Here is a 20,233-nt window from a genome sequence, read left to right as displayed (position 1 = left end):
GCTACTTGATGAGGGTGTTGGCGAAGAACTCGTAGATGAGCGCGGCCTGGAACGCGGACTGCTTGTTGTCCGCCGCGCCGCCGTGGCCGCCTTCGATGTTCTCGTAGTACCAGATGTCGCGGCCCTGGGATTCCAAGAGCGCGGCCATCTTCCGGGCGTGGCCCGGGTGCACGCGGTCGTCGCGGGTGGAGGTGGTGAGCAGGATCGGCGGGTAGGTCCGTGCCGGATCGGTGTTCTGGTACGGCGAGTACTTCGAGATGTACTCCCATTCCTCCGGCTTGTCCGGGTCACCGTATTCGGCGATCCAGGATGCGCCCGCGAGCAGCAGGTGATAGCGCTTCATATCCAGCAGCGGCACCTGGCAGACAATGGCGCCGAACAATTCCGGATAGCGGGTGAGCATGACGCCCATGAGCAGTCCGCCATTGCTGCCGCCGACCGCGCCCAGCTGATCGTGGGTGGTGATGCCGCGGGCGACGAGATCCTTCGCGACCGCGGCGAAATCCTCGTACACCTTGTGCCGGTTGGCCTTCTGCACGGCGGTATGCCATTCCGGGCCGTATTCGCCGCCGCCGCGGATATTGGTCATGACCCAGGTGCCGCCGCGCTCCAGCCAGCCCATGCCCGACGCCCCGCTGTAGGCCGGGGTGCGGGAGACCTCGAAGCCGCCGTAGCCGGACATGACGGTGGGGCCGGGCGTGTTCTTGCTGTCGCGGTGGCGGATAACGAAATACGGGATCCGGGTGCCGTCGTCGGAGGTGGCGAAGAATTGCTCGGTTTCCACGCCCGCGGCGTCGAAGAATTCGGGTTCCTTCTTGAGCACCGCGGTGGCGCCGCCCACCGACGCCGACATGAGCGTGGTCGGGCTGGTGAAACCGCTTGTGGAGAGCATGAATTCGTCGCCGCCCTCGAGCGGGTCGAGGTTCATGACGCTGGTGGTGGCCATGGGCGGCGCATCGGCGAGGGGCTCGCGCGTCCAGCCGTCCGGACCGGGGGTGAGGACGTGCAGTTTGGTCTGCACGTCCTCGAGGGTGATGAGCAGCAGGTGGTTCTCGGTCCAGCCGTACCCGTGCAGCGCGGTGTGTTCGTCCGGGGTGAACAGGATATCGAAATCGCGTGCACCGGAAAGGAATCGCTCGAAATTCATGCCCAGCAGCGCACCCGCCGGATAGGTGGCGCCGCCGACCTCCCACGGCTGCTTGAGCCGGACCAGCAGCCAATCCTTGTACCAGGATTCGGAGGCGTCGGTGGGGACGTCGATATGCCGCAGCGTGCCATCGGATTCGAGGAGGAAGACCTCCTCGTTGAAGAAGTCGGTGGCGCGGCCGACGAAATGCCGTTCGTAGCCCGGAGTCCGGTCGTACCCCGCCGAGACGGCCACATCCGAGGGCTCGCCCTCGAACACGATCTCCGCCTCGGTCAGCGGGGTGCCGCGCCGCCAGCGCTTGGCAATGCGCGGATAGCCGGAATCGGTGAGCGATCCCGGCCCGAAATCGGTTCCCACATAGACCGAGTCGAGGTCGATCCAGCGAATCTCCGATTTGGCCTCGGGAAGGTAGAAGCCGCCGTCCTCCGGTGCGATGAAAGTCTTGGCGGCGATATCGAATTCGCGCACCACCTTGGCGTCCGCGCCGCCGCGCGAGAGGCTGATGAGCGCCCGCGACTGCTCGGGCCGCAGTACGGCCGCGCCGCCCCACACCCAGTTCTCGTCCTCCGCGGCGGCGAGGGCGTCCAGATCGATCAGCACCTCCCACTCCGGATCGTCCTTGGCGTACTCGGTGAAGGTGGTGCGCCGCCACAGGCCCTTGGCATGCTCGCCGTCGCGCCAGAAGTTGTAGAGCCAGCGGCCGCGGCGGCCCGGATAGGCGATGCGGGTATCGGTGTCGAGCATGGCCAGAATGCGCGATTCCAGCTCGGTGAACCGGTCCGAGGAGGCGAATCGCTCGATCACCACCTCGTTGTGCGCCCGCGCCCAATCCAGGGCGCGGTCACTGGTGACTTCTTCCAGCCACAGGTACTGGTCTTCGTTCTCCCCGACACCGGTCATGCCCACATTGTTGCCGAAACAGTGCCGGGGCGGGGACCGGCGTTCACCCGAGGCGAACCAGCATCTTGCCGGTATTGGCTCCCGACAGCACGCCGAGGAAGGCGGCGGGCGCCTGCTCGAGGCCCTCGTACACGGTTTCGCGGGTGCGCACGGTCCCGTCCGCCAGCCAGCCGGCGGCCGTGCCGATGTACTCGCCGAACCGCGGGAAATAGCTGCTGACGAGCATGCCGCGCAGGGTGACCTCCTTGGTGGCGGCCAGATACAGATCCGGCGCCTGCGCGTTCTGCGCGCCGTTGTATCCGCTGATCGCGCCGACGAGCGCGATCCGCCCGTGCTGCCGCATCGCCTCCACCGCGACCCGCAACTGTTCTCCGCCGACGCTGTCGAGATAGACGTCGATGCCCTCCGGCGCGGCCGCCCGCAGTTGCCCGGCCAGATCCCCGGCCCGGTAGTCGATGGCCGCGTCGAACCCGAATTCGTCGCGCAGCAGCGCGGTCTTGACCGGCCCGCCCGCCGACCCGATCACCCGGCCCGCCCCGAGCGCCTTCGCGATCTGCCCGGCCACACTGCCGACCGCGCCCGCCGCCGCCGAGATGAACACGGTGTCGCCGGGCCGCACCGGAGCCACCTCGGTGAGCGCCGCCCACGCGGTGAGCCCGGTGGTCCCCAGCGCGCCCAGATAGTGCTGCGGCGCGGCGAGGGCGGTGTCGATCGGCGTGGCGGCGGCCGCGTCGAGCACGGCGTACTCCCGCCAGCCCGCGAAATGCGAGACCATCGCGCCGACCGGTAGTGCGGCCGAGCGGGATTCGATCACCTCACCGACCGCCGAACCCTCGAGCGCCTCGCCCACCCGGAACGGCGGGATGTAGGACGGCTTGTCGTCCATCCGCCCGCGCATGTACGGATCCACCGACATCCAGGTGTTGCGCACCAGGACCTGCTCCGCGCCGAGTTCCGGAACCTGCCGCGCCACGAGCGCGAAGTCGGCGGCGGTCGGCACCCCGCCGGGGCGCGCCGCCAGCTGGATCTCGCGGCCGGTAGTCACCTGAGTTGCCATGTCGCACAAACCTTTTCGTACCGAGATCGGCCTCTCCGATCTGCTGCCCTCAACGCTATGGCCGCCCACCCGCCACTCCCAGGTCCCGCGACGCCACGACCCGGTCCTGCCGCGCCACCGTGACCCGGGGGCTCCGGCCGAAGCGCTCCGCCTTCGCCAGCGCTCCGTCCTCGTCAGCGTGCCGCCTTTGTCAGCTCGCCGCCCTCGTCATTCCGGCGTGCTTTGGCCGGAATCCACACGACGAAGCGAGATCCCGGCCAAAGCACGCCGGGATGACAGGGGAGTGCCGCGAGGGTGAGGGCTGCCGCGGTGGTGAGGGCCGGCGCGAGGGTGAGGGCCGGCGCGGTGGTGAGGGCTGGCGCGGTGGTGAGGGCCGGCGCGGTGGTGAGGGCTGGCGCGATGAGGGCTCAGGCGCTGTGACTGTGCGGATGTTGTGTTGGGGAGGTTCCGCTCCAGCGGTGGAAGGCCTTGCGCAGGGCGCGGTCGTCGGCGAAGCCGAGACGGGTGGCGATGGTCGCGGTGGGGCGGCCTTCGGCCAGTAGGGTTTTGGCCTGTTCGTAGCGGGCGTGGTCGACCTCTGCACGCCAGGTGGTGCCGTGTTCCGCGAGCTGGCGCTGCAAGGTGCGGCGGCTGGTGAGCAGGCGACGGGCCACGGTGTCCAGGGTGAGGTCGCCGTCGGCCAGGGCGTGGGTCAGCGCGGTGCGGAAGGACTCCAGGGCGTCGGGGATCGGGCGGGAACTGGCCAGCACCAAGTCGGCGTGGCTGCGCAGCAGATCCCCGAGGACCGGATCGGCGCGGTGCAGGGGCGCGGTGGCGTCGGCGGCGGCGAAGGTGATGCTGTCGTCGGGAGCGCCGAATTCGATGCGGTCGGTGCCGAAGGCCTCGATCAGCGCCGAATGATCCCGCGGCGCTGGATGACCGAAGGTGACGCGCTGGGCGCGAACCGGGCGGCCGGTGGCCTCGCGGGCGCGGCGCAGGTAGTAGGCGAGCACGTACTCGTTGACCACGGCCGCGACGGCCGGATCGCCCGCGGTGGTGCGGTAGCCGACGGTGAGATCGCCATCGGCGTGCAGTTCGAAGCATTCACCGGCGGCGGTGACCACCCGGTGATAGGGCTGGGCCGCGCGCAGCGACTCGGCCAGCGTGGATCCGGTGGTCACCAGATAGTCCCAGGTGGTGAGGGTGCCCAGCGGTGCGCTCGCGGCGACGGCCACCCCGGCCCCCGGCTCCGGTCGCGCATGGGCGATCGACTCCCACAGGCGGATCAGGGAATCCAGCGGAACGCGGTTCAGCTCGCCGGACAAGGTGGCGTCGTCGACGCCGTGGACGGCGGACAGCTGGGCCGGATCCGCGCCCGCGCGCCGGGCCGCATCGCGCACCAGCCGGATGAGCTGGGTCGATACCGTGCGGTCGAGCGGGTCCACCCGGCCAACTGTAGTGAACGGCGCCGGAGGGGCGCGCTCAGTAGGATTGCTGTTTCGATGCCGATCCGCTCAGGAGGTCCGGATTGCCGCGCCAGGTTTCCGAACAGCTCCGGCCGCGGCTGTGGGAGCAGCACTGCTGCCTGCCGCTGCTGCTGTCGGCCGATATCAAGGAGCTGGCCCGGTATCCGCTCGGGTCGTATCTGTCGGTGAATATCGGGTATGCGCCGCAGTCCACCCGGGATGCGGTGGAGCTGGCGGAGAACTTTCGCCGGGATGCGCTGGCGGACGGGCGATTCCGGCTGGTGCAGACGATCGAGGACGCCTGGCCCGCGCCGGACGCGGACCCGGGCGATGCCATCGCCCTCGCCTTCGATCTGGAGGACTCCAATCCGCTCGACGGTGAGCTGGACAATGTCGAGCTCTTCCACGACCTGGGCCTGCGCTCGCTGCTGCCCACCTACAACTACGCCAATGCGGCGGGATGCGGTTGCCTCGATACCGAGGACACCGGGCTCACCGGCTACGGCCGCGACCTGATCCGGAAGCTGAACGAGGTCGGCGTCTTCGCCGACGGCTCGCACTGCTCGCGCCGCAGCGGGCTGGACATGGCCGAGATCAGCAGCGTTCCGATGATCTACAGCCATTCGAATTTCGCTGCGCTGTGGGAACATCCGCGCAATATCACCGACGATCAGGCACGCGCCTGCGCCGCCACCGGCGGCGTGATCGGCATCAATGGCGTCGGAATCTTCTTGGGCCGCAATAAACCCGCCGAGCGGGCGGAGCGCGTGGCGGCCATGGCGGACCACATCGTCTACGGCGCCGAGCTGGTCGGCATCGAGCACATCGGGGTCAGCTCGGACTACTCCTTCGACGCGGACGATTTCAACGATATGGTGGCCGCGAATCCGGAGCAGTTCTCCGAGGACTACAGCCGCTGGGGGCCGCTGCAATGGACGCCGCCGGAGGATCTGCTCGGCGAATCCGAGGTGCCCGGACTGCACGAGGTCCTGGCCGCGCGCGGCTTCTCCGCCGCGGACCGCGCCGCCGTCTTCGGCGAGAACTTCGCCCGGGTCGCCCGGCAGGTCTGGCGCTAGACTCGTTGCGGGTTGTTCGCTGTTGTGTTCTGCTCACCGATCGAGACGGAGGAACGCATGACCGCGCAGCTGGATCCGACCGTGCAGAAGTTCGTGGACGCCGTCAATACCCACGATGTGGACGCCTTCTTCGAGACGCTGACCGCCGACGCCAGCATGTCCGATGACGGGGCCGAGCGGAATCTGGCCCAGTGGACCGATTCGGAGATCTTCGCCACCAATGGCCGCATGAAGGTCGAATCGGTCGGCGGGCCCACCGAATTCGTCGCCGACTACAGCAACGACCGCTGGGGGTCGATGCGCACCGCCTGGCGGTTCACCGTCCGCGACGGCCTGATCAGCCGATTCGAGACCGGCCAAGCCTGATTCGGGCCGCGAGCCACGCCCCGGCAATCCCGGTGAGCGATCCCCCGTGGTCTGGATCTCACCGAGCCGGGGGATGGCTGAGTGCGATCTGGACAGCAGGGTTACGCTCGACAGCGTGACTTCCCACTACGATGTCGTCGTTCTCGGCGCTGGTCCCGGCGGTTATGTCGCCGCGATTCGTGCCGCTCAACTCGGCCTGCGAACAGCAATCGTCGAGCAGAAATACTGGGGTGGCGTGTGCCTGAACGTGGGCTGCATTCCGTCCAAGGCACTGCTGCGCAATGCTGAGCTGGCCCATATCTTCACCAAGGAAGCGAAGACCTTCGGCATCAACGGCCAGGCGAGCTTCGACTTCGGTGTGGCTTTCGATCGCAGTCGCAAGGTGGCGGACGGCCGCGTCAAGGGCGTCCACTTCCTGATGAAGAAGAACAAGATCGACGAGTTCGACGGCAAGGGCACCTTCACCGGTCCCAAGTCGCTCTCGGTCGAGCTGAGCAAGGGCGGCTCCGAGGAGATCACGTTCGACAACGTGATCATCGCGACCGGCACCGTCACCAAATTGCTGCCGGGCACCTCGCTGTCGGCCAACGTCGTCACCTACGAGGAGCAGATCCTCACCCGCGACCTGCCGGGCTCGATCCTCATCGTGGGCGCGGGCGCCATCGGCATGGAGTTCGGCTACGTCCTCAAGAACTACGGCGTGGATGTGCGCATCGTCGAATTCCTCGACCGCGCCCTGCCCAATGAGGACGCCGACGTCTCCAAGGAGATCACCAAGGCGTACAAGAAGCTCGGCATCACCATCACCACCGGTGCGGCCGTGCAGTCCATCGACGACGACGGCGCCAAGGTCACCGTCGCCATCAAGGACAACAAGACCGGCACTATCGAGACGGTCACCGTCGACAAGGTGCTGCAGGCCGTCGGCTTCGCGCCGCGGGTGGAGGGCTACGGCCTGGAGAACACCGGCGTGCAGCTGACCGATCGCGGCGCCATCGCCATCGACGACAATATGCGCACCAATGTGCCGGGCATCTACGCCATCGGCGACGTCACCGCCAAGCTGCAGCTGGCGCACGTGGCCGAGGCGCAGGGCGTGGTCGCCGCCGAGACCATCGCCGGCGCGGAGACCCTGACCCTGGGCGACTACCGCATGATGCCGCGCGCCACCTTCTGCCAGCCGCAGGTCGCCTCCTTCGGCCTCACCGAGCAGCAGGCCAAGGACGAGGGCTACGACGTCAAGGTCGCCACCTTCCCGTTCACCGCGAACGGCAAGGCGCACGGCCTCGGCGACGCGCAGGGCTTCGTGAAGCTGATCTCCGACACCAAGTACGGCGAACTGCTCGGCGGGCACCTCATCGGCCCGGACGTCTCGGAGCTGCTGCCCGAGCTGACCCTGGCCCAGAAGTGGGACCTCACGGTCAACGAGCTGGCCCGCAATGTGCACACCCACCCGACCCTGAGCGAGGCGCTGCAGGAGGCCATCCACGGCCTCGCGGGCCACATGATCAACTTCTGATCGAGCTCCCCGGGGACGACGACATCGGCCCGGTGCCAGTGGAACACGCTGGTGCCGGGCCGTTTTCGTTGGCAGAGCGATACGCCGGGCGGTTCTCGGCGGGTCTGCGGGAAAGGCTCAGCGCCCAGCGTGAAAGCGACGGTGCAGGGCCCGCACCCGTTCGGTCAGTTCCGGGAACGGTCCGGCGACAGGCACATTCGGGGCCACCTCGTTGATGGCCAGCGGCGCCACCGGGGCGGGTGGTGCGCCGAGTTCGGTCAGCCAGCCGACGAGTTGCTCGGTGGAGGCGGAATAGACGATGCGGCCCAGACCGACCCAGGCATGCGCGGCCGAGCACATGGCGCAGTGCTCGCCGGAGGTGTAGACGGTCGCCGCGGCGCGCTCGGCAGGGGCCAGATGCTGTGCGGCCCAACGTGCCAGCGCGAATTCGGGATGCTGGGTGTGATCACCCCCGGCCACACGATTGCGATCCTCGGCGAGGACGCTGCCATCCGCCGCGACCAGCAGGGAGCCGAAGGGTTCGTCGCCCGCATCGAGCGCCTCTTCGGCCAGTTCGACGCAGCGTTCGAGGTAGCTCAGGTCGTTCGTCATCCGATCAGTGTCGCCGAAGAACAGCGCCGGGTGTGCGGTGGCCAGTGCCGACGACGGACAGAGAGCCGGAGGGTCGGGTGGCGTGCGGTCGAGATCGGCGGGTTGTCGGCCGGCGTGGATCGGGCCCGGCGCGCGAACGCGCTGAGCGGTTGACGGACGTCCCGGGGAGAAATTTCGACCGGGCGCTCAGACAGCGAGCGGCGACCGGCCGAGCTCTTCGCGCAGCCGGTCCAGCGCCCGATGCTGCATCAGGCGGATGGCGTCCGGGCTGGTGCCCATGGCCGCGGCCGTGCGGTTCACGTTCCAGCCCAGGCCGACTCGCAGGAACAGCACGGTGCGGTGCAGCGGGCGCAGTCCGGCCATGGATTCGCTGGATAGCGCCCGCAGCGCGCTATCGGTCGGCCGATCGATGAGCTGCTCGGTCATGGCCGCACCTCCACGCGCATCTGATCGGGCTGACCGCCCCGCATGCCGCCGTCGCGATCCCATTCCGGCTGCCCGCCGGTCATGCCGCCCCTATTCCAGTCGGGCTGGCCGCCGGTCATGCCGCCGCGGTCGGGCTGGCCGCCGGTCATGCCGCCGCCGTCGGGTTGTCCGCCGGTCATGCCGCCGCCGTCGGGTTGTCCGCCGGTCATGCCGCCGCGGTCGGGCTGGCCGCCGGTCATGCCGCCGCCGTCGGGTTGTCCGCCCGTCATACCGCCGCGGTCGGGGACCACCGGGTTGGAGGAGCCCGCCGATCCGGTGGGGAGGAAGGCGTGGGCCGGGGCGGCCAGGACGACAGCGGCGCAGGCGCCGGCGAGGCCGGTGGCGAGGGCGCGGCGGACGGTGAACAGCGGCATGATTCTCCTGGTCGGAAGGGCGATATCGCCTGGTTGATCGGTTGCTTCCAGCCTAGGAACGGTGCTGTTCAGGGACGGCTAGCCATTGGATAGAGATCGGTTAGAACGTGGCGGCGCCGGGGGTTGGGGATCGGATACGGGCGCGGCATGGCCCGCGAGCTCGACCTCGAGTCGCGCGCCGCCCAAGGGGCTGTCGGTGAGGCGGACGCCGCCGCCGTGCAGGCGGGCCTGCTGGGCCACCAGGGCGAGGCCCAATCCGCTGCCCGGAGTTTCGGTGGTGGCGCGGGCGAAGCGGTCGAAGACGCGTTCGCGGTCGGCGTCGGGCACGCCGCTGCCGTTGTCGTCGACGGTGAGCACGATGGTTCCGTCCGCGGTGGGGCGGGCATCGATCTCGATGCGGGTGGCGCCGCCGTGGCGGACCGAGTTGGTGACGGCGTTCTCCAGGATCAGGCGCAGGCCGGCGCTCAGGCCGCGGGTGCGGACCGGCGCGGTGACGAGGGAGACCACCCGCGCGCCCGGATGGGTGCGCCGCGCGTCCTCGGTGACCAGATCGATCAGCTCGTCGAGATCGAGGTCCTCCCAATCGGATTCGGTGGTGAGCTCGCCCTGGGCCAGGCGTTCCAGCGCGAACAGCGTGGCCTCCATCTGGCGCTGGGTGGCCAGCACCTCGCCGAGGATCTCGGTACGGTCGGCCTCCGGCAGCGGCAGCGAGTGCAGCACTTCCAGATCGGTGCGCATGGCGGTCAGCGGGGTGCGCAGTTCATGGGCGGAGGTGGCGGCGAAATCGCGGGCGGCGGCCAGGGCGTCGGCGGTGTGCCGGCGCTCCTCGGCGATATGGGCCAGCATGTCGTTCATGGCGGCGGCCAGCTCATCGGTCTCGGTGGTGCCGCCCTGCGGTGAGACGTCCAGGCGCAGTTTGGATCCCACATCCCGGGTGGCGGCGGTCAGCTCGCGCAGCGGCAGCACCGCGCGCCGGGCCACGAACCAGCCGAGCCAGCCCGCCAGCAGCATGGACACCACCGTGACCACCAGGATGCGCTGGGTGCGCTGCGTGATCATCTGTTCCACAAAGGATTTCGGCACCGTCGTGGTGACCACGACCTCATTGCCCGAGGAGGGCAGCTGCCAGACGTATCCGGATCCGTTCTCCAGCACCACCGTACGCTCCGGCCCGGGGGTCGCCGGGCGCACGCCCTCGTCGTCGGAGGTCACCTCCAGGGAGCGCACCACCTTGTCGAGCTGACGCCCGGTATCCGCTTGCACCACAGCGAGGAACACCGCGGCCATGGCTCCGATGACGAGCGCCGCGACGGAGGCGCTGGCCACCGCGACGCGGGTCTGTAATGAGATCGGGCGTTTCATGGTTCGGTCCTCAATACGTAGCCGACCCCGCGCACGGTGTGCAGCACCCGCGGGCACCCGGTCGCCTCGATCTTGCCGCGCAGATACGAGACGAAGACGTCGACCACCTTGGTCTGCGTCTCGAACGTGTAACCCCAGACGTCGCCCAGTAATTGAGCCCGGGAGAAAACCTGCCCGGGAGCCGACGCCAGCGCGGCGAGCAGATCGAATTCGCGTTTGGTGAGATCGAGCAGGATGTCATTGGCATAGGCGCGGCGCGCTCCCATCTGCACGGTGAGCCCGCCGACGGTGATCTCCTCGGGATCGCCGGCCGCCGCGGCCACCCCGGTGCGCCGCAGCAGCGCGTGCAATCGCGCCACCAGTTCCCCGAGATCGAACGGTTTGGTCAGATAGTCGTCCGCGCCCGCGGTGAGCGCGTCGATGCGATCACCTACTTCGGAGCGGGCGCTGAGCACGCAAATGGGGATGTCATTGCCCAGGGAACGCAAGGCGGTCACCACCTGGACCCCGTCCAGGCCGGGCATCTCGAGATCGAGCACCATGGCCGCGGGCGGGTGCGTGGCGATGTGTTGCAGGGCCATCGCGCCGTCCTTGGCGGTGTCGACGGTGAATCCGGACAGCCGCAGGCCGCGGGCCACCGAGGCCAGCACGCGGGCGTCGTCGTCCACGACGAGCACCACATTGTTCGCCATATCCAGTGCCCCTGCCTCCTGATGCTGCTCGAACCGCCGGTCGGCTAACGATAGGAGTGCGACTGTTCAGGGATGACTAAGCAATGGTTAGAGAATGGATAACGGCCAGCCGGGGTAATGCGAAACACGCTCAGGCTATCGTGTGGCTACTCGCGGTGGTATCGCTCCTGGGCGGCCGTGATGGCGCCGATATTGGACTCCAGGATCTCGATCAGGCCGATGAGCTGATCGGCGACCTGTGCGCCCAGGTCGGTGAGGGTGTATTCGACGTGCGGCGGGATGGACTGTTGCACTTCGCGATGCACCATGCCGTCGCGTTCCAGGGTTTGCAGGGTCTGCGACAGCATGCGCTCGCTGATGCCGTCCACCCGCCGGCGCAGGGCGCTGAAGCGGTACGGCCCGTCGCGCAGGGCGGCCAGGGCGAGGACGCCCCAGCGGCTGGCGACCTCCTGCAGGACGGGGCGGGAGGCGCAGTTACGAGCGAAGACGTCGGCCTCCAGGGTGGGGTCGGACATCTCGGCCGGATCCGTGCTCATCATCCGAGATTACCTAACTTCCGGGTAGCGGTTCAGGAATAGCATGTGCTAACTATTAGTTAGTACATGCTGAGAGTGCAGTTCATTCCCATACTCACCTGGAGGAAGTCATGACCGTCGCAGTCACCGGAGCCAGTGGTCAGCTGGGTCGTCTCGTCGTCGAGGCGCTGTTGAAGGAGGGGGCGACCGTCGTGGCGGTGGTCCGCGATCCCGCGAAGGTCGCCGATCTCGCCGAGCGCGGCGTGGACGTGCGGCAGGCGAGCTATGACGATCCGGCCGCGCTGGATCGGGCGTTCGCGGGCGTCGACCGGGTGCTGCTGGTCTCCGGCAACGAGTTCGGCAGCCGCGTCGCCCAGCACACCAATGTGGTGCGCGCCGCCGAACGGGCCGGGGTGGAACTGCTGGCCTACACCAGCATTCCCAAGGCCGAGACCAACCCGATGATCCTGGCCCGGGAGCATCGCGGCACCGAGGCCGTGCTGGCCGAGGCGAGCGTGCCGACCGTGCTGCTGCGCAACGACTGGTACTGGGAGAACTTCGCCAGCGGCGTGCAGCAGGCGGCGCAGGGCGGCGTGCTCTACGGCGCGGCCGGCGCCGGCCGGGTGTCGGGTGCGGCGCGCGCCGATTACGCCGAGGCGGCGGCCAAGGTGCTGACCACCGACGGCCATGCCGGGAAGGTGTACGAGCTCGGCGGTGCGCCGCGCACCTATGACGAACTGGCGCAGGCTGTTTCGGAGGTGGCGGGCAAGCCGGTTCGCTATCAGGATCTGCCGCAGTCGGATTACGCGGCCGCACTCGAAAAGGCCGGTCTGCCCGCCGATTACGCCGGTGTGCTGGCCGATGCCGACGCCGGGATCGCGAAGGGAGCACTCGATATCGACAAGGCTCATCTCGAGCAGTTGCTCGGCCGCCCGGCGACGCCCGCGACCGAGGTCTTCCGCGCCGTGCTGAGCTGAGCCCGGCAGCGGCTCAGTACCAGTGGTGCGCCTGCCAGAACGCCCACGCGGCGTTCGGGCTGCCGTAGCGCTCGTTCATGTACCGGTAGGCCCAGCGGAGCTGGGTGTGCGGATTGAACAGCCAGTCCGGTCCCTCGACGGTCATCTTGTGCGCGGGCAGGGCCTGCGGCAGCCCGTAGGCGCCGGAGTGCGGGTTGACCGCGAAGACCCGCCAACCGCTTTCGCGGGTGATGATCTGGTTGAACGACCACCACTGATCGGCCGGGACGATGGTGGCGGCCATGGCCTGCAGCGCCGGCCGCGGGTAGTCGAAGGTGGGCTCGAGAGCGCTGCCCACCGAGGTGAGGATCGCGGCCATGCCCCGCCCGACGAGCGGCTCGGCCAGCAGCAGGTTGAGTGTCGTCGCGGCGGATCCGGCCTCGGTGGTCGCCTCCGCCAGGGCGTCGCCCAGTCCGGGATGGAATTCGGACAGGACCGCGGCGACCTCGGGCGTCATCCCGGACAGGGCCGCGAGGAGTTCGGGGTCGACAGGGTTATCGGCCCGCGCGGGCGGGGCGGCCGCGATCGCCACGGCCGCGAGGGCGGCCATGAGCATTCCGAGGCGACCCGGCATGTCCTGTCCTTTCGTGTTTGACGGCATTGGTGCTGGTCACGCGATCACGAAAATCAGGACGAAGAGTATTTAAGAGCTGACGGGACCGTCCAGTTGCTAACTCGCCGCGCCGGTCGGCGCGGCGAGTCGCATCCGTTTCACACTGGTCCGGCGACCGGTTACATCCACTGCACCAGCTGGATGATGATGCCGTTGGGATCCTGCGCCTGGAAGTAGCGCTCACCCCACGGCTCGGTCTCGATCGGCGTCACGATCGGGACGCCCTCGGCGCGCACCCGTTCGTATTCGGCGTCGATGTCCTCGACCACGAACACCACGAGCAGCCCCTGACCGGCCGCGCTCGCAATGCTCGCGGGCTTGAAGGTCGGCAGTCCGGTGCGCAGATAGATGACGTTGAAGCCCGCGTCGTCCCGGCCCAGGGAAACGAAACCCTCGGCCGACATCTTCTCGGCGAACCCGAAGTGGTCGATGAGGAACTTCGCCGAAGCGGTCGGATCGGCCACATTCAGGGAGATGGCGGTTTCGGTGATTTTCATGGAGGTCCTCCTCGGCGTCGATAATATCTGTACTAAGTACGCTATACTTTGTACGGAAATTCCCGCCGGGGTGCACTGTGATGCGCCTCACGCCGATACGATCGCGGGTGGAGGTGAGGCATGGGCGCACGTGAGCGAAGCGGTGCCGGCGATCCGGTGCGCACGCTGGAACTGCTGTGGCGCGAACCCGGACAGGGCGGTCCGACGCGCGGGCCGAAGCAGCGCACGACGCTGGACGCCGTTATCGCGGCCGCCATCGAGATCGCCGATGCCGAGGGGCTGAACGCGCTCACCATGCGGTCGGTGGCGGCCAAGCTCGGGGTGACGCCTATGGCCACCTACACCTATGTGCCGGGCAAGGCCGAACTCCTCGACCTCATGCTCGATACCGTGTACCAGCGGATGGAACGCACAGATCTCACTGGAATGCCCTGGCGGGAACGGGTTTCCGCGATTGCCGCCGAGAATCGCGCCATGCTGGCCGAGCATCCGTGGGTGGCGTACCTGCCCACCACGCGGCCGCCGCTCGGTCCGGGCGTGACCGTCAAGTACGACCATGAGCTCCAGGCCTTCGACGGTCTCGGGCTCAGCGATCTGGATATGGATTCGGCGCTCACCCATGTGCTCGGCTTCGTGAACTCGGTCGCGCGCATCGCCATCGACTCCGCGCGGGCGGCCGCCGACAGCGGGGAGAGCGATCACGAGTGGTGGGAGCGTGCCGCGCCGTTGCTGGAGCGGGTGTTCGACGCCGGCCGCTATCCGCTGGCGGCCCGGGTGGGCGCGACCGCGGGCCGGGCGCACGACAGCGCGTACAGCGCCGAGCACGCTTACCGGTTCGGATTGGCGCGCGTGCTGGACGGTTTGGCCGCCCTCATCGAAAACCGGTGAATCGCGCGCGACGCGCGGGCAGAATTCCAGCTATGCCGCATTCCATGCCGGCAATCGTCGCCGCCGAGATCTTCACCAAGGCAGCGCAGCCGGTGCTGCCGGTGGGCGAGGGCCTGGTGTTGCGGCCGTGGCTGCGCCGGGACGGGCCGGAGGTGTACGCGGCCTTCCAGGATCCGGCGATCCGGCGCTGGCATGTGCGCACGGCCGATTCGGTGGCCGAGGCGCAGGAGTGGGTGGAGACCTGGGCGCGCGCGTGGACCGGGTGCGCGGACGCCAATTGGGCTGTGGCGGACAGTCGTTCGGGCCGGGTGCTGGGGCGGGTCTCGTTGCAGCACATGGTGCTGGCGCACGGTCAGGCGGCGGTGGCGTACTGGACCACGGCGGCGGCGCGCGGGCGGGGGATCGCACCGCGCGCGGTGCTGGCGCTCTCCGAATGGGCCTTCGAGGAGGCCGGATTCCATCGGCTGGAACTCCGGCATTCGGTGCACAATCGGCAATCCTGCCGGGTGGCGGCGAAGGCCGGATTCACCCTCGAGGGCGTGAATCGCAGCAGCTGGCTGCATGTGGACGGCTGGCACGACATGCATCTGCACGCCCGGGTGTGCGGCGATCCGATCGGCGCGGAGCGCGACGGCTACGACGATCAGTCGCGGGTGGTGACCAGGCCGATTCCGCGTACCCGGCGGCGGCACTGACCCGAATCTAGTGGTCGGTCTGGATGCGCAGCGCCGTGATGGTGCTGGCCAGGCCCTCGTATTGGTTTGTCAGCAGCACGATTTCGATCAGCCGACGCTCGTCGTAGTGCGCGGTCAGCGCCTTCCAGCCCTCGTCGTCGAGGTCGCGGGTGGTGACCAGTTGGTCGACGGCCGACAGCAGCGCGCGTTCCCGATCCGACCAGCCCGGGGCGGCGGGGCCGACGCGCAGGCGATCGAGGATCTCCTGGGTGACCCCGGCGCGCTTGCCGAGCCGGATGTGATGCTCCATCTCGTATTCGCACTGCCGCAGATGGGCGACGCGCAGGATCACCAGTTCGGTGTCGTAGCGGCGCAGGCGGCCGCCGGGCATGAGCCGCCCGGAGTAGTGCAGCCAGCCGCGGAACAGCCCGCGGGTGCGGCCCAGCGTGCTGAACAGGTGGGCGTCCTCGGTGCCCGCCGCACGGGAAAGTACCTGCCAGACGACCCAATTGATCGGTCCGAGCTCCCGGAATCGGCCGGGGGCGATACGTGGCTCCTTCGACACCATGCCTCACGCTAACAGGGTGTCCCAGTCAGCGGCTACCGCATGATCGGCCAGGTGCGGGCGCGATAGGGGTTACTCCCGCACGGCCTGTGCGAGTTTGGTGAGTTCCAGGGCGCGGCGGGCGCGGGTCAGCACGTGCGCCCGGGAACTGGTGAGGTGGGCGTGCAGGGTGCGCAGGGCGGCGTCCAGGTCGCCGGAGACCAGGCTCGTGGCAATGCCGATATGGTCCTCGGTCATGGCGGCAATGCGCTCGGGGGTGGGCGTGTCCAGCGCGCGCACCGGCCGCACGCGGGCATAGACCGTGGTCAGGGCGTCGGTGAGGGCCGCATTGCCGGAGGCGGCGAGCAGGGTGAGGTGGAACTGCTCGTCGGCGGCGGTGAGTTCGGCGCCGGGTTCGGGCGGCTGGTCGCGGAACCGCTGCCAGGTGTCGAGTTCCTTCTCGATGGCGGCGATATCGTGGCGCCGGGCGTACGGTTCGAGCTGGCGCTGAATTCCTCTGGACTCCAAGATGATCCGGAGTTCGTACAGGTCGCCGAGTTCGTCCACGCGCGGCCGATAGGGGTAGAGACCGTCGGGATGTCGTTCCAGCAGCCCGTCGGCGTAGAGGCGGGCGAGGGCCTCGCGGACGGGAGTGCGTGACACACCGTAGTTCTCGGCGAGCCGTTCCTCGCCGAGCCGTTCGGTGGGCACCAGCACCCCCGCCGCGAGATCTCGTTGCAGGGCCCGGTAGACCCGTTCGGACAGCGGGATACGCCCCCTGCGCGCCATCTCCGCGTCCGATCAGATCGCCATGGCCAGGCGAACCGCGGACTCCGCGCCCGCACCACCCGCCCCGGAGGAGGTGACGCGGCCCGATTGCAGGACGTAGTACTGGTTCGCGGCCTGCAGGGCGAAACCGATGTGTTGCTCCACCAGCAGCACGCTCAGGCCGCCGCGATGGGTGAGATCGATGATGGTGCGCTCGATCTCGGCCACCACCGAGGGCTGGATGCCCTCGGTCGGCTCGTCGAGGATGAGCAGCTTCGGTTCGGTGATGAGGGCGCGGGCGATGGCCAGCTGCTGGCGCTGACCGCCGGAGAGCAGACCGGCCTTGCGGGACAACAGTTCCCGCAGTGCCGGGAACAGATCCAGGGATTCGGCGATCAGCTCCCTGCCGCGTTTGCGGCCGTCCGCGACCACTTGCAGGTTCTCCATGGTGGACAACTGCGGGAAGGACTGCTGTCCCTGCGGCACATAGGCGATGCCGCGCTTGACCCGTCGCGACGGCGACATCTTGGTGATGTCGTCGCCGTCGAAGCGGATCCGCCCGGACCTGGCGGGCAGCAGGCCGACGGCCGCGCGCAGCAGGGAGGTCTTGCCGGCGCCGTTGTGGCCCATGACGGCGACCACGCCATCGGCGGGAACCGTCAGCGAGACACCGTGAATCACCTCGGTGTGACCGTAAGCCGTGTGCAGGTCAGCGATCTCCAGCATCGGCGGCCTCCTGTTCGTCGGGGGAGTCCGGGTCGGACTCGGTGCGAGTGGTCGGTGCGGCGGCGGGCGGGAGTTCACCGGCGGCCGCGGTGCCGAGGTAGACCTCCTGCACCTTCGGATCGGCCTGCACCTGTTCGACGGTGCCCTCGCTGAGCACCCGGCCGCCGGCCAGCACGGTGACCGAGGTGGCGAAGGCGCGCATGAAGTCCATATCGTGCTCGACGACGATCACCACGCGGTCGCCGCCGATGCGGTGCAACAGGTTTCCGGTCTCCTCACGCTCCTCGGCGCTCATGCCGGCGACGGGTTCGTCGAGCAGCAGCACCGAGGCGTTCTGGACCAGCAGCATGCCGATCTCCAGCCACTGTTTCTGGCCGTGCGCGAGAATGCCGGCGGGCTTGTCGCGCAGCGCGGTGAGGCCGATGGTCTCGAGCGCTTCCTCGATGGCGGGCAGCACCGATTTGCGCCGGCGCAGCAGGGTCAGCGCGGAACGCCCGGCGCCGGCGGCGATATCGAGATTCTGCAGCACGGTGAGCTGCTCGAAGACGCTCGCGGTCTGGAAGGTGCGGCCCACGCCGAGGCGGGCGATCTGGTGCACCTTCTTGCCGATGAGCTCGGTGCCGGACTTCTGCGCGGAGCCGGTGGCGGGGACCAGGCCGGTGATGGCGTCGATGAGGGTGGTCTTGCCCGCGCCATTGGGTCCGATGAGGAAGCGCAGATCGCCTTGCAGGACAGTGAGATCCACCTCCGAGACGGCCTTGAATCCATCGAAGCTGACCGACAGCCCCCGGATTTCGAGGTAGTCGCTGTCCATGCCGGCATTGCCGCCGATCTTGGGTTCGTGCACGGGGGCGGTCATCGCGCTTCCACCTTTTCTTCCGCCGCGGGTGCTTCCGGTTCCGGATTCTCGGCTGCGGCGACGATCGCCTCCGCTTCGTTCACCGGAGATGCGGGCTCAGCGGTCCCGGCCCCGCGCACCTTCTCCAGCAATCGCTGTGCCAGCGAACCGAATCCGGCGAGCCCGGCGGGCAGGAAGCCGACCACCACGATGAACAGCGCGCCCTGCAGATAGGTCCAGGCCGACGGGAAGTTCTCGGAGAAGGAGGTCTGCGCCCACGCCACGCCGATGGCGCCCAGCACCGGGCCCAGCAGGGTGGTGCGGCCGCCGATGGCGACGCCGATCAGGAAGGCGATGGAGGGCACCACACCGATATCGGCGGGAGAGATGATGCCGACGATGGGGGTGAACAGCGCGCCCGCGATGCCCGCGAAAAAGGCGGCCACCACATACGCGACGATCTTGATATTGGCCGGGTCGTAGCCCAGGAAGCGGACCCGCTCCTCCTGATCGCGCACGGCCACGAGCAATTCGCCGTAGCGGCTGTGCATGAGCTGGCGGGCGATGGCCACCACCGCGAGCAGCGTGCCCGCGGCGATGAAGAACAGCATCTGCCGGTTCACCGGATCGCTGAGGCGGAATCCGAAGAAGGTGCGGAAGTCGCTGAGGCCGGTGAATCCGCCGATGGTCTGCTGCCCGGTGAGCAGGATGGCCAGCGCGGCCGCGAGCGCCTGGCTCAGGATGGCGAAGTACGCGCCCTTGACGCGGCGCTTGAACACCCCGTATCCGAGTACCGCGGCAATGGCGGCGGGCAGCACCAGAATGCCGAGAATCGCCACCAGCGGTGATTCGAAAGGCTGCCAGTACGAGGGCAATTCGGCGATGCCCGCGATCACCATGAACTCCGGCAGGCCCTCGCTGGTCTTGGCGGCGTCGGCCATCTGCATGTGCATGGCCATGATGTAGGCGCCGATGCCGAAGAACACGCCCTGGCCCAGGGTGAGCATGCCGCCGCGCCCCCAGGCCAGGCCGATGCCGACGGCGACGATGGCGAAGCAGAGGAATTTCGCGAGCAGGCTCAGCCGGAAATCGCTGAGCACGGCGGGCGCCAGGCCGAACAGCAGAACGGCCGCGAGCGCGAAACCGCCCCAGACCCGGATCGGCGATTGTGCGCTGAGACGCTGGACGATGGTCATGCCAGGCTCCTCGTGCGGACGGTGAACAGACCCTGCGGGCGCACCTGCAGGAAGATCACGATCACCACGAAGACGATCACCTTGGCGACCGATGCGGTGGTCGAGTACTCGACGAACGAATTCAGCAGGCCCATGCCGAAGGCCGCGATGACGGTGCCCTTGATCTGGCCCAGGCCGCCGATGACCACCACCAGGAAGGCGTCGACGAGATAGGACTGGCCGATGGTGGGGCTGGTGGAGCCGATGAGGGTGAGCGCCACCCCGGCCACGGCGGCCAGACCGGATCCGATGAAGAAGGTGCTCACATCGGTGAAACGGCTGGAGATGCCGGAGGTTTCGGCGAGGTTGCGGTTCTGGACCACGGCGCGGATGCGGCGGCCCAGCGGAGTGGCCTTGAGCGCGGCGGCCAGCGCGATCACCGCGATGACGGCCAGCACCATGATGAAGATGCGGGTCTTGGGGACCACGGTGCCGAGAATGTCGATGCCGCCGGTCAGGAAGTCCGGGATGGACACGTTCTTGGCCTGCGCGTCGAAGATATTGCGAGCGGCCTGTTGCAGGATCAGCCCGACGCCGAAGGTGACCAGCAGGGTGTCCAGCGGGCGGTCGTACATCCAGCGGATGAGTCCCATTTCCAGAGCCGTGCCCAGCAGGCCGCCGACCAGGAAGCCGGCGAACAGGGAGATGATCAGCGCCACGCCGGTGGACGAGACCACCTGCTGCACAACGAAGGTGGTGTAGCAGCCGGCCATGATGAATTCGCCGTGCGCCATATTGATCACGCCCATCTGACCGAAGGTCAGCGATAGGCCGAGCGCGGCGAGCAGCAGAATCGAGCCCAGACTCAAGCCCGTGAAGAGCTGTCCGACAGCGACTTCCATGATGTGTACCTCGTGAGTTCTCTCGGTGGGCGGAACCGCCGAACGGCCGGTGCGGCATCCGCACCGGCCGCCCCTCATCGGCG

Annotated in this window: 23 protein-coding genes; 6 read left to right on the top strand and 17 right to left on the bottom strand. The window is 68.5% G+C overall.

Translation table 11 applies throughout. From position 1 onward, the window contains the following. Position 1 precedes the first annotated feature (1 nt). The 3 genes from ACYQ5L_RS36665 to ACYQ5L_RS36655 form a co-directional block, all read right to left on the bottom strand. The gene (locus ACYQ5L_RS36665) at positions 2 to 2,047 is read right to left on the bottom strand and encodes a prolyl oligopeptidase family serine peptidase (RefSeq protein ID WP_459962809.1); all 2,046 of its coding nucleotides are present in this window, start codon (positions 2,045 to 2,047) and stop codon (positions 2 to 4) included. A gap of 43 nt (positions 2,048 to 2,090) precedes the next feature. Beyond that, the gene (locus ACYQ5L_RS36660) at positions 2,091 to 3,104 is read right to left on the bottom strand and encodes an NADP-dependent oxidoreductase (protein ID WP_459962808.1); all 1,014 of its coding nucleotides are present in this window, start codon (positions 3,102 to 3,104) and stop codon (positions 2,091 to 2,093) included. Positions 3,105 to 3,511: 407 nt separating this feature from the next. Next, complete coding sequence (locus tag ACYQ5L_RS36655) at positions 3,512 to 4,528, bottom strand: AraC family transcriptional regulator (RefSeq protein ID WP_459962807.1); 1,017 nt, start codon at positions 4,526 to 4,528, stop codon at positions 3,512 to 3,514. Between the two features lie 83 nt (positions 4,529 to 4,611). On the opposite strand from ACYQ5L_RS36655, the gene ACYQ5L_RS36650 reads away from it, so the two are divergent. From ACYQ5L_RS36650 to lpdA, 3 genes are all read left to right on the top strand, one after another. Next, positions 4,612 to 5,625 carry a dipeptidase gene (locus tag ACYQ5L_RS36650; protein WP_459962806.1) on the top strand — a complete coding sequence of 338 codons (1,014 nt, stop codon included), beginning with the start codon at positions 4,612 to 4,614 and terminating at the stop codon, positions 5,623 to 5,625. A gap of 57 nt (positions 5,626 to 5,682) precedes the next feature. Further along, a complete protein-coding gene (locus ACYQ5L_RS36645) occupies positions 5,683 to 5,991 on the top strand; it encodes a nuclear transport factor 2 family protein (protein WP_459962804.1) in 309 nt (102 codons plus the stop codon). A 115-nt stretch (positions 5,992 to 6,106) separates the two neighbouring features. Continuing rightward, complete coding sequence (gene lpdA / locus ACYQ5L_RS36640) at positions 6,107 to 7,510, top strand: dihydrolipoyl dehydrogenase (RefSeq protein WP_459962803.1); 1,404 nt, start codon at positions 6,107 to 6,109, stop codon at positions 7,508 to 7,510. A 117-nt stretch (positions 7,511 to 7,627) separates the two neighbouring features. Here the strand turns inward: lpdA and ACYQ5L_RS36635 are convergent, their stop codons facing one another. From ACYQ5L_RS36635 to ACYQ5L_RS36610, 6 genes are all read right to left on the bottom strand, one after another. Continuing rightward, positions 7,628 to 8,101 carry a nucleoside deaminase gene (locus tag ACYQ5L_RS36635; protein WP_459962802.1) on the bottom strand — a complete coding sequence of 158 codons (474 nt, stop codon included), beginning with the start codon at positions 8,099 to 8,101 and terminating at the stop codon, positions 7,628 to 7,630. A gap of 186 nt (positions 8,102 to 8,287) precedes the next feature. Beyond that, on the bottom strand, positions 8,288 to 8,527 hold the full coding sequence (locus ACYQ5L_RS36630; RefSeq protein WP_459962801.1) for a sigma factor-like helix-turn-helix DNA-binding protein: 240 nt from the start codon (positions 8,525 to 8,527) through the stop codon (positions 8,288 to 8,290). Further along, on the bottom strand, positions 8,524 to 8,940 hold the full coding sequence (locus ACYQ5L_RS36625) for a hypothetical protein (RefSeq protein WP_459962800.1): 417 nt from the start codon (positions 8,938 to 8,940) through the stop codon (positions 8,524 to 8,526). The genes ACYQ5L_RS36630 and ACYQ5L_RS36625 overlap by 4 nt, the downstream gene beginning before the upstream one ends. Positions 8,941 to 9,018: 78 nt before the next feature. Further along, the gene (locus ACYQ5L_RS36620; RefSeq protein WP_459962799.1) at positions 9,019 to 10,302 is read right to left on the bottom strand and encodes a HAMP domain-containing sensor histidine kinase; all 1,284 of its coding nucleotides are present in this window, start codon (positions 10,300 to 10,302) and stop codon (positions 9,019 to 9,021) included. After that, the gene (locus ACYQ5L_RS36615; protein WP_459962798.1) at positions 10,299 to 10,994 is read right to left on the bottom strand and encodes a response regulator transcription factor; all 696 of its coding nucleotides are present in this window, start codon (positions 10,992 to 10,994) and stop codon (positions 10,299 to 10,301) included. Before ACYQ5L_RS36615 ends, ACYQ5L_RS36620 begins: the two co-directional genes overlap by 4 nt. 146 nt (positions 10,995 to 11,140) lie before the next feature. Then, the gene (locus ACYQ5L_RS36610; protein WP_459962797.1) at positions 11,141 to 11,530 is read right to left on the bottom strand and encodes a winged helix-turn-helix transcriptional regulator; all 390 of its coding nucleotides are present in this window, start codon (positions 11,528 to 11,530) and stop codon (positions 11,141 to 11,143) included. A gap of 110 nt (positions 11,531 to 11,640) precedes the next feature. Between ACYQ5L_RS36610 and ACYQ5L_RS36605 the strand changes: the two genes are divergently transcribed. Continuing rightward, positions 11,641 to 12,486 (top strand): SDR family oxidoreductase, encoded by an 846-nt coding sequence (locus ACYQ5L_RS36605; RefSeq protein WP_459962796.1) that lies wholly within the window; start codon positions 11,641 to 11,643, stop codon positions 12,484 to 12,486. Between the two features lie 13 nt (positions 12,487 to 12,499). Here ACYQ5L_RS36605 and ACYQ5L_RS36600 read toward each other — a convergent pair whose 3' ends face one another. Both ACYQ5L_RS36600 and ACYQ5L_RS36595 read right to left on the bottom strand, forming a co-directional pair. Next, positions 12,500 to 13,099 (bottom strand): aggregation-promoting factor C-terminal-like domain-containing protein, encoded by a 600-nt coding sequence (locus ACYQ5L_RS36600; protein WP_459962795.1) that lies wholly within the window; start codon positions 13,097 to 13,099, stop codon positions 12,500 to 12,502. A 158-nt stretch (positions 13,100 to 13,257) separates the two neighbouring features. Further along, complete coding sequence (locus tag ACYQ5L_RS36595; RefSeq protein WP_459962794.1) at positions 13,258 to 13,635, bottom strand: VOC family protein; 378 nt, start codon at positions 13,633 to 13,635, stop codon at positions 13,258 to 13,260. Between the two features lie 120 nt (positions 13,636 to 13,755). On the opposite strand from ACYQ5L_RS36595, the gene ACYQ5L_RS36590 reads away from it, so the two are divergent. Beyond that, a complete protein-coding gene (locus ACYQ5L_RS36590; RefSeq protein WP_459962793.1) occupies positions 13,756 to 14,523 on the top strand; it encodes a TetR/AcrR family transcriptional regulator in 768 nt (255 codons plus the stop codon). Positions 14,524 to 14,555: 32 nt separating this feature from the next. Then, entirely contained in the window at positions 14,556 to 15,218 is a 663-nt protein-coding gene (locus ACYQ5L_RS36585; RefSeq protein ID WP_459962792.1) for a GNAT family N-acetyltransferase, read from the top strand. A gap of 7 nt (positions 15,219 to 15,225) precedes the next feature. Here ACYQ5L_RS36585 and ACYQ5L_RS36580 read toward each other — a convergent pair whose 3' ends face one another. From ACYQ5L_RS36580 to urtB, 6 genes are all read right to left on the bottom strand, one after another. After that, positions 15,226 to 15,765 (bottom strand): carboxymuconolactone decarboxylase family protein, encoded by a 540-nt coding sequence (locus tag ACYQ5L_RS36580; protein ID WP_459962790.1) that lies wholly within the window; start codon positions 15,763 to 15,765, stop codon positions 15,226 to 15,228. Positions 15,766 to 15,834: 69 nt separating this feature from the next. Continuing rightward, positions 15,835 to 16,530 (bottom strand): GntR family transcriptional regulator, encoded by a 696-nt coding sequence (locus ACYQ5L_RS36575; protein WP_459962789.1) that lies wholly within the window; start codon positions 16,528 to 16,530, stop codon positions 15,835 to 15,837. A gap of 12 nt (positions 16,531 to 16,542) precedes the next feature. Then, positions 16,543 to 17,235, bottom strand: coding sequence for an urea ABC transporter ATP-binding subunit UrtE (urtE, locus tag ACYQ5L_RS36570; RefSeq protein ID WP_459962787.1), 693 nt, complete (start codon positions 17,233 to 17,235; stop codon positions 16,543 to 16,545). Beyond that, entirely contained in the window at positions 17,219 to 18,094 is an 876-nt protein-coding gene (urtD, locus tag ACYQ5L_RS36565; RefSeq protein ID WP_459962786.1) for an urea ABC transporter ATP-binding protein UrtD, read from the bottom strand. Before urtD ends, urtE begins: the two co-directional genes overlap by 17 nt. Then, the gene (urtC, locus tag ACYQ5L_RS36560) at positions 18,091 to 19,269 is read right to left on the bottom strand and encodes an urea ABC transporter permease subunit UrtC (RefSeq protein ID WP_459962785.1); all 1,179 of its coding nucleotides are present in this window, start codon (positions 19,267 to 19,269) and stop codon (positions 18,091 to 18,093) included. Before urtC ends, urtD begins: the two co-directional genes overlap by 4 nt. After that, positions 19,266 to 20,150, bottom strand: a complete 885-nt coding sequence (gene urtB / locus ACYQ5L_RS36555) for an urea ABC transporter permease subunit UrtB (RefSeq protein ID WP_459962784.1) — start codon at positions 20,148 to 20,150, stop codon at positions 19,266 to 19,268. The genes urtC and urtB overlap by 4 nt, the downstream gene beginning before the upstream one ends. Positions 20,151 to 20,233: the final 83 nt, after the last annotated feature.

It is taken from the genome of Nocardia sp. IFM 10818 (assembly GCF_054655275.1).
This window is presented reverse-complemented; position numbering and strand designations above follow the sequence as displayed.

Excerpts from the sequence above, each read along its gene's own strand:
- ACYQ5L_RS36600 (WP_459962795.1), bottom strand. The coding sequence starts at position 13,099 with ATGCCGGGTCGCCTCGGAATGCTCATGGCCGCCCTCGCGGCCGTGGCG.
- ACYQ5L_RS36595 (WP_459962794.1), bottom strand. The coding sequence starts at position 13,635 with ATGAAAATCACCGAAACCGCCATCTCCCTGAATGTGGCCGATCCGACC.
- ACYQ5L_RS36660 (WP_459962808.1), bottom strand. The coding sequence starts at position 3,104 with ATGGCAACTCAGGTGACTACCGGCCGCGAGATCCAGCTGGCGGCGCGC.
- ACYQ5L_RS36635 (WP_459962802.1), bottom strand. The coding sequence starts at position 8,101 with ATGACGAACGACCTGAGCTACCTCGAACGCTGCGTCGAACTGGCCGAA.
- ACYQ5L_RS36605 (WP_459962796.1), top strand. The coding sequence starts at position 11,641 with ATGACCGTCGCAGTCACCGGAGCCAGTGGTCAGCTGGGTCGTCTCGTC.
- ACYQ5L_RS36610 (WP_459962797.1), bottom strand. The coding sequence starts at position 11,530 with ATGAGCACGGATCCGGCCGAGATGTCCGACCCCACCCTGGAGGCCGAC.
- ACYQ5L_RS36575 (WP_459962789.1), bottom strand. The coding sequence starts at position 16,530 with ATGGCGCGCAGGGGGCGTATCCCGCTGTCCGAACGGGTCTACCGGGCC.
- ACYQ5L_RS36625 (WP_459962800.1), bottom strand. The coding sequence starts at position 8,940 with ATGCCGCTGTTCACCGTCCGCCGCGCCCTCGCCACCGGCCTCGCCGGC.
- ACYQ5L_RS36665 (WP_459962809.1), bottom strand. The coding sequence starts at position 2,047 with ATGACCGGTGTCGGGGAGAACGAAGACCAGTACCTGTGGCTGGAAGAA.
- ACYQ5L_RS36590 (WP_459962793.1), top strand. The coding sequence starts at position 13,756 with ATGGGCGCACGTGAGCGAAGCGGTGCCGGCGATCCGGTGCGCACGCTG.
- urtC (WP_459962785.1), bottom strand. The coding sequence starts at position 19,269 with ATGACCATCGTCCAGCGTCTCAGCGCACAATCGCCGATCCGGGTCTGG.
- ACYQ5L_RS36620 (WP_459962799.1), bottom strand. The coding sequence starts at position 10,302 with ATGAAACGCCCGATCTCATTACAGACCCGCGTCGCGGTGGCCAGCGCC.
- urtB (WP_459962784.1), bottom strand. The coding sequence starts at position 20,150 with ATGGAAGTCGCTGTCGGACAGCTCTTCACGGGCTTGAGTCTGGGCTCG.
- urtD (WP_459962786.1), bottom strand. The coding sequence starts at position 18,094 with ATGACCGCCCCCGTGCACGAACCCAAGATCGGCGGCAATGCCGGCATG.
- ACYQ5L_RS36615 (WP_459962798.1), bottom strand. The coding sequence starts at position 10,994 with ATGGCGAACAATGTGGTGCTCGTCGTGGACGACGACGCCCGCGTGCTG.
- ACYQ5L_RS36585 (WP_459962792.1), top strand. The coding sequence starts at position 14,556 with ATGCCGCATTCCATGCCGGCAATCGTCGCCGCCGAGATCTTCACCAAG.
- ACYQ5L_RS36580 (WP_459962790.1), bottom strand. The coding sequence starts at position 15,765 with ATGGTGTCGAAGGAGCCACGTATCGCCCCCGGCCGATTCCGGGAGCTC.
- ACYQ5L_RS36645 (WP_459962804.1), top strand. The coding sequence starts at position 5,683 with ATGACCGCGCAGCTGGATCCGACCGTGCAGAAGTTCGTGGACGCCGTC.
- ACYQ5L_RS36630 (WP_459962801.1), bottom strand. The coding sequence starts at position 8,527 with ATGACCGAGCAGCTCATCGATCGGCCGACCGATAGCGCGCTGCGGGCG.
- urtE (WP_459962787.1), bottom strand. The coding sequence starts at position 17,235 with ATGCTGGAGATCGCTGACCTGCACACGGCTTACGGTCACACCGAGGTG.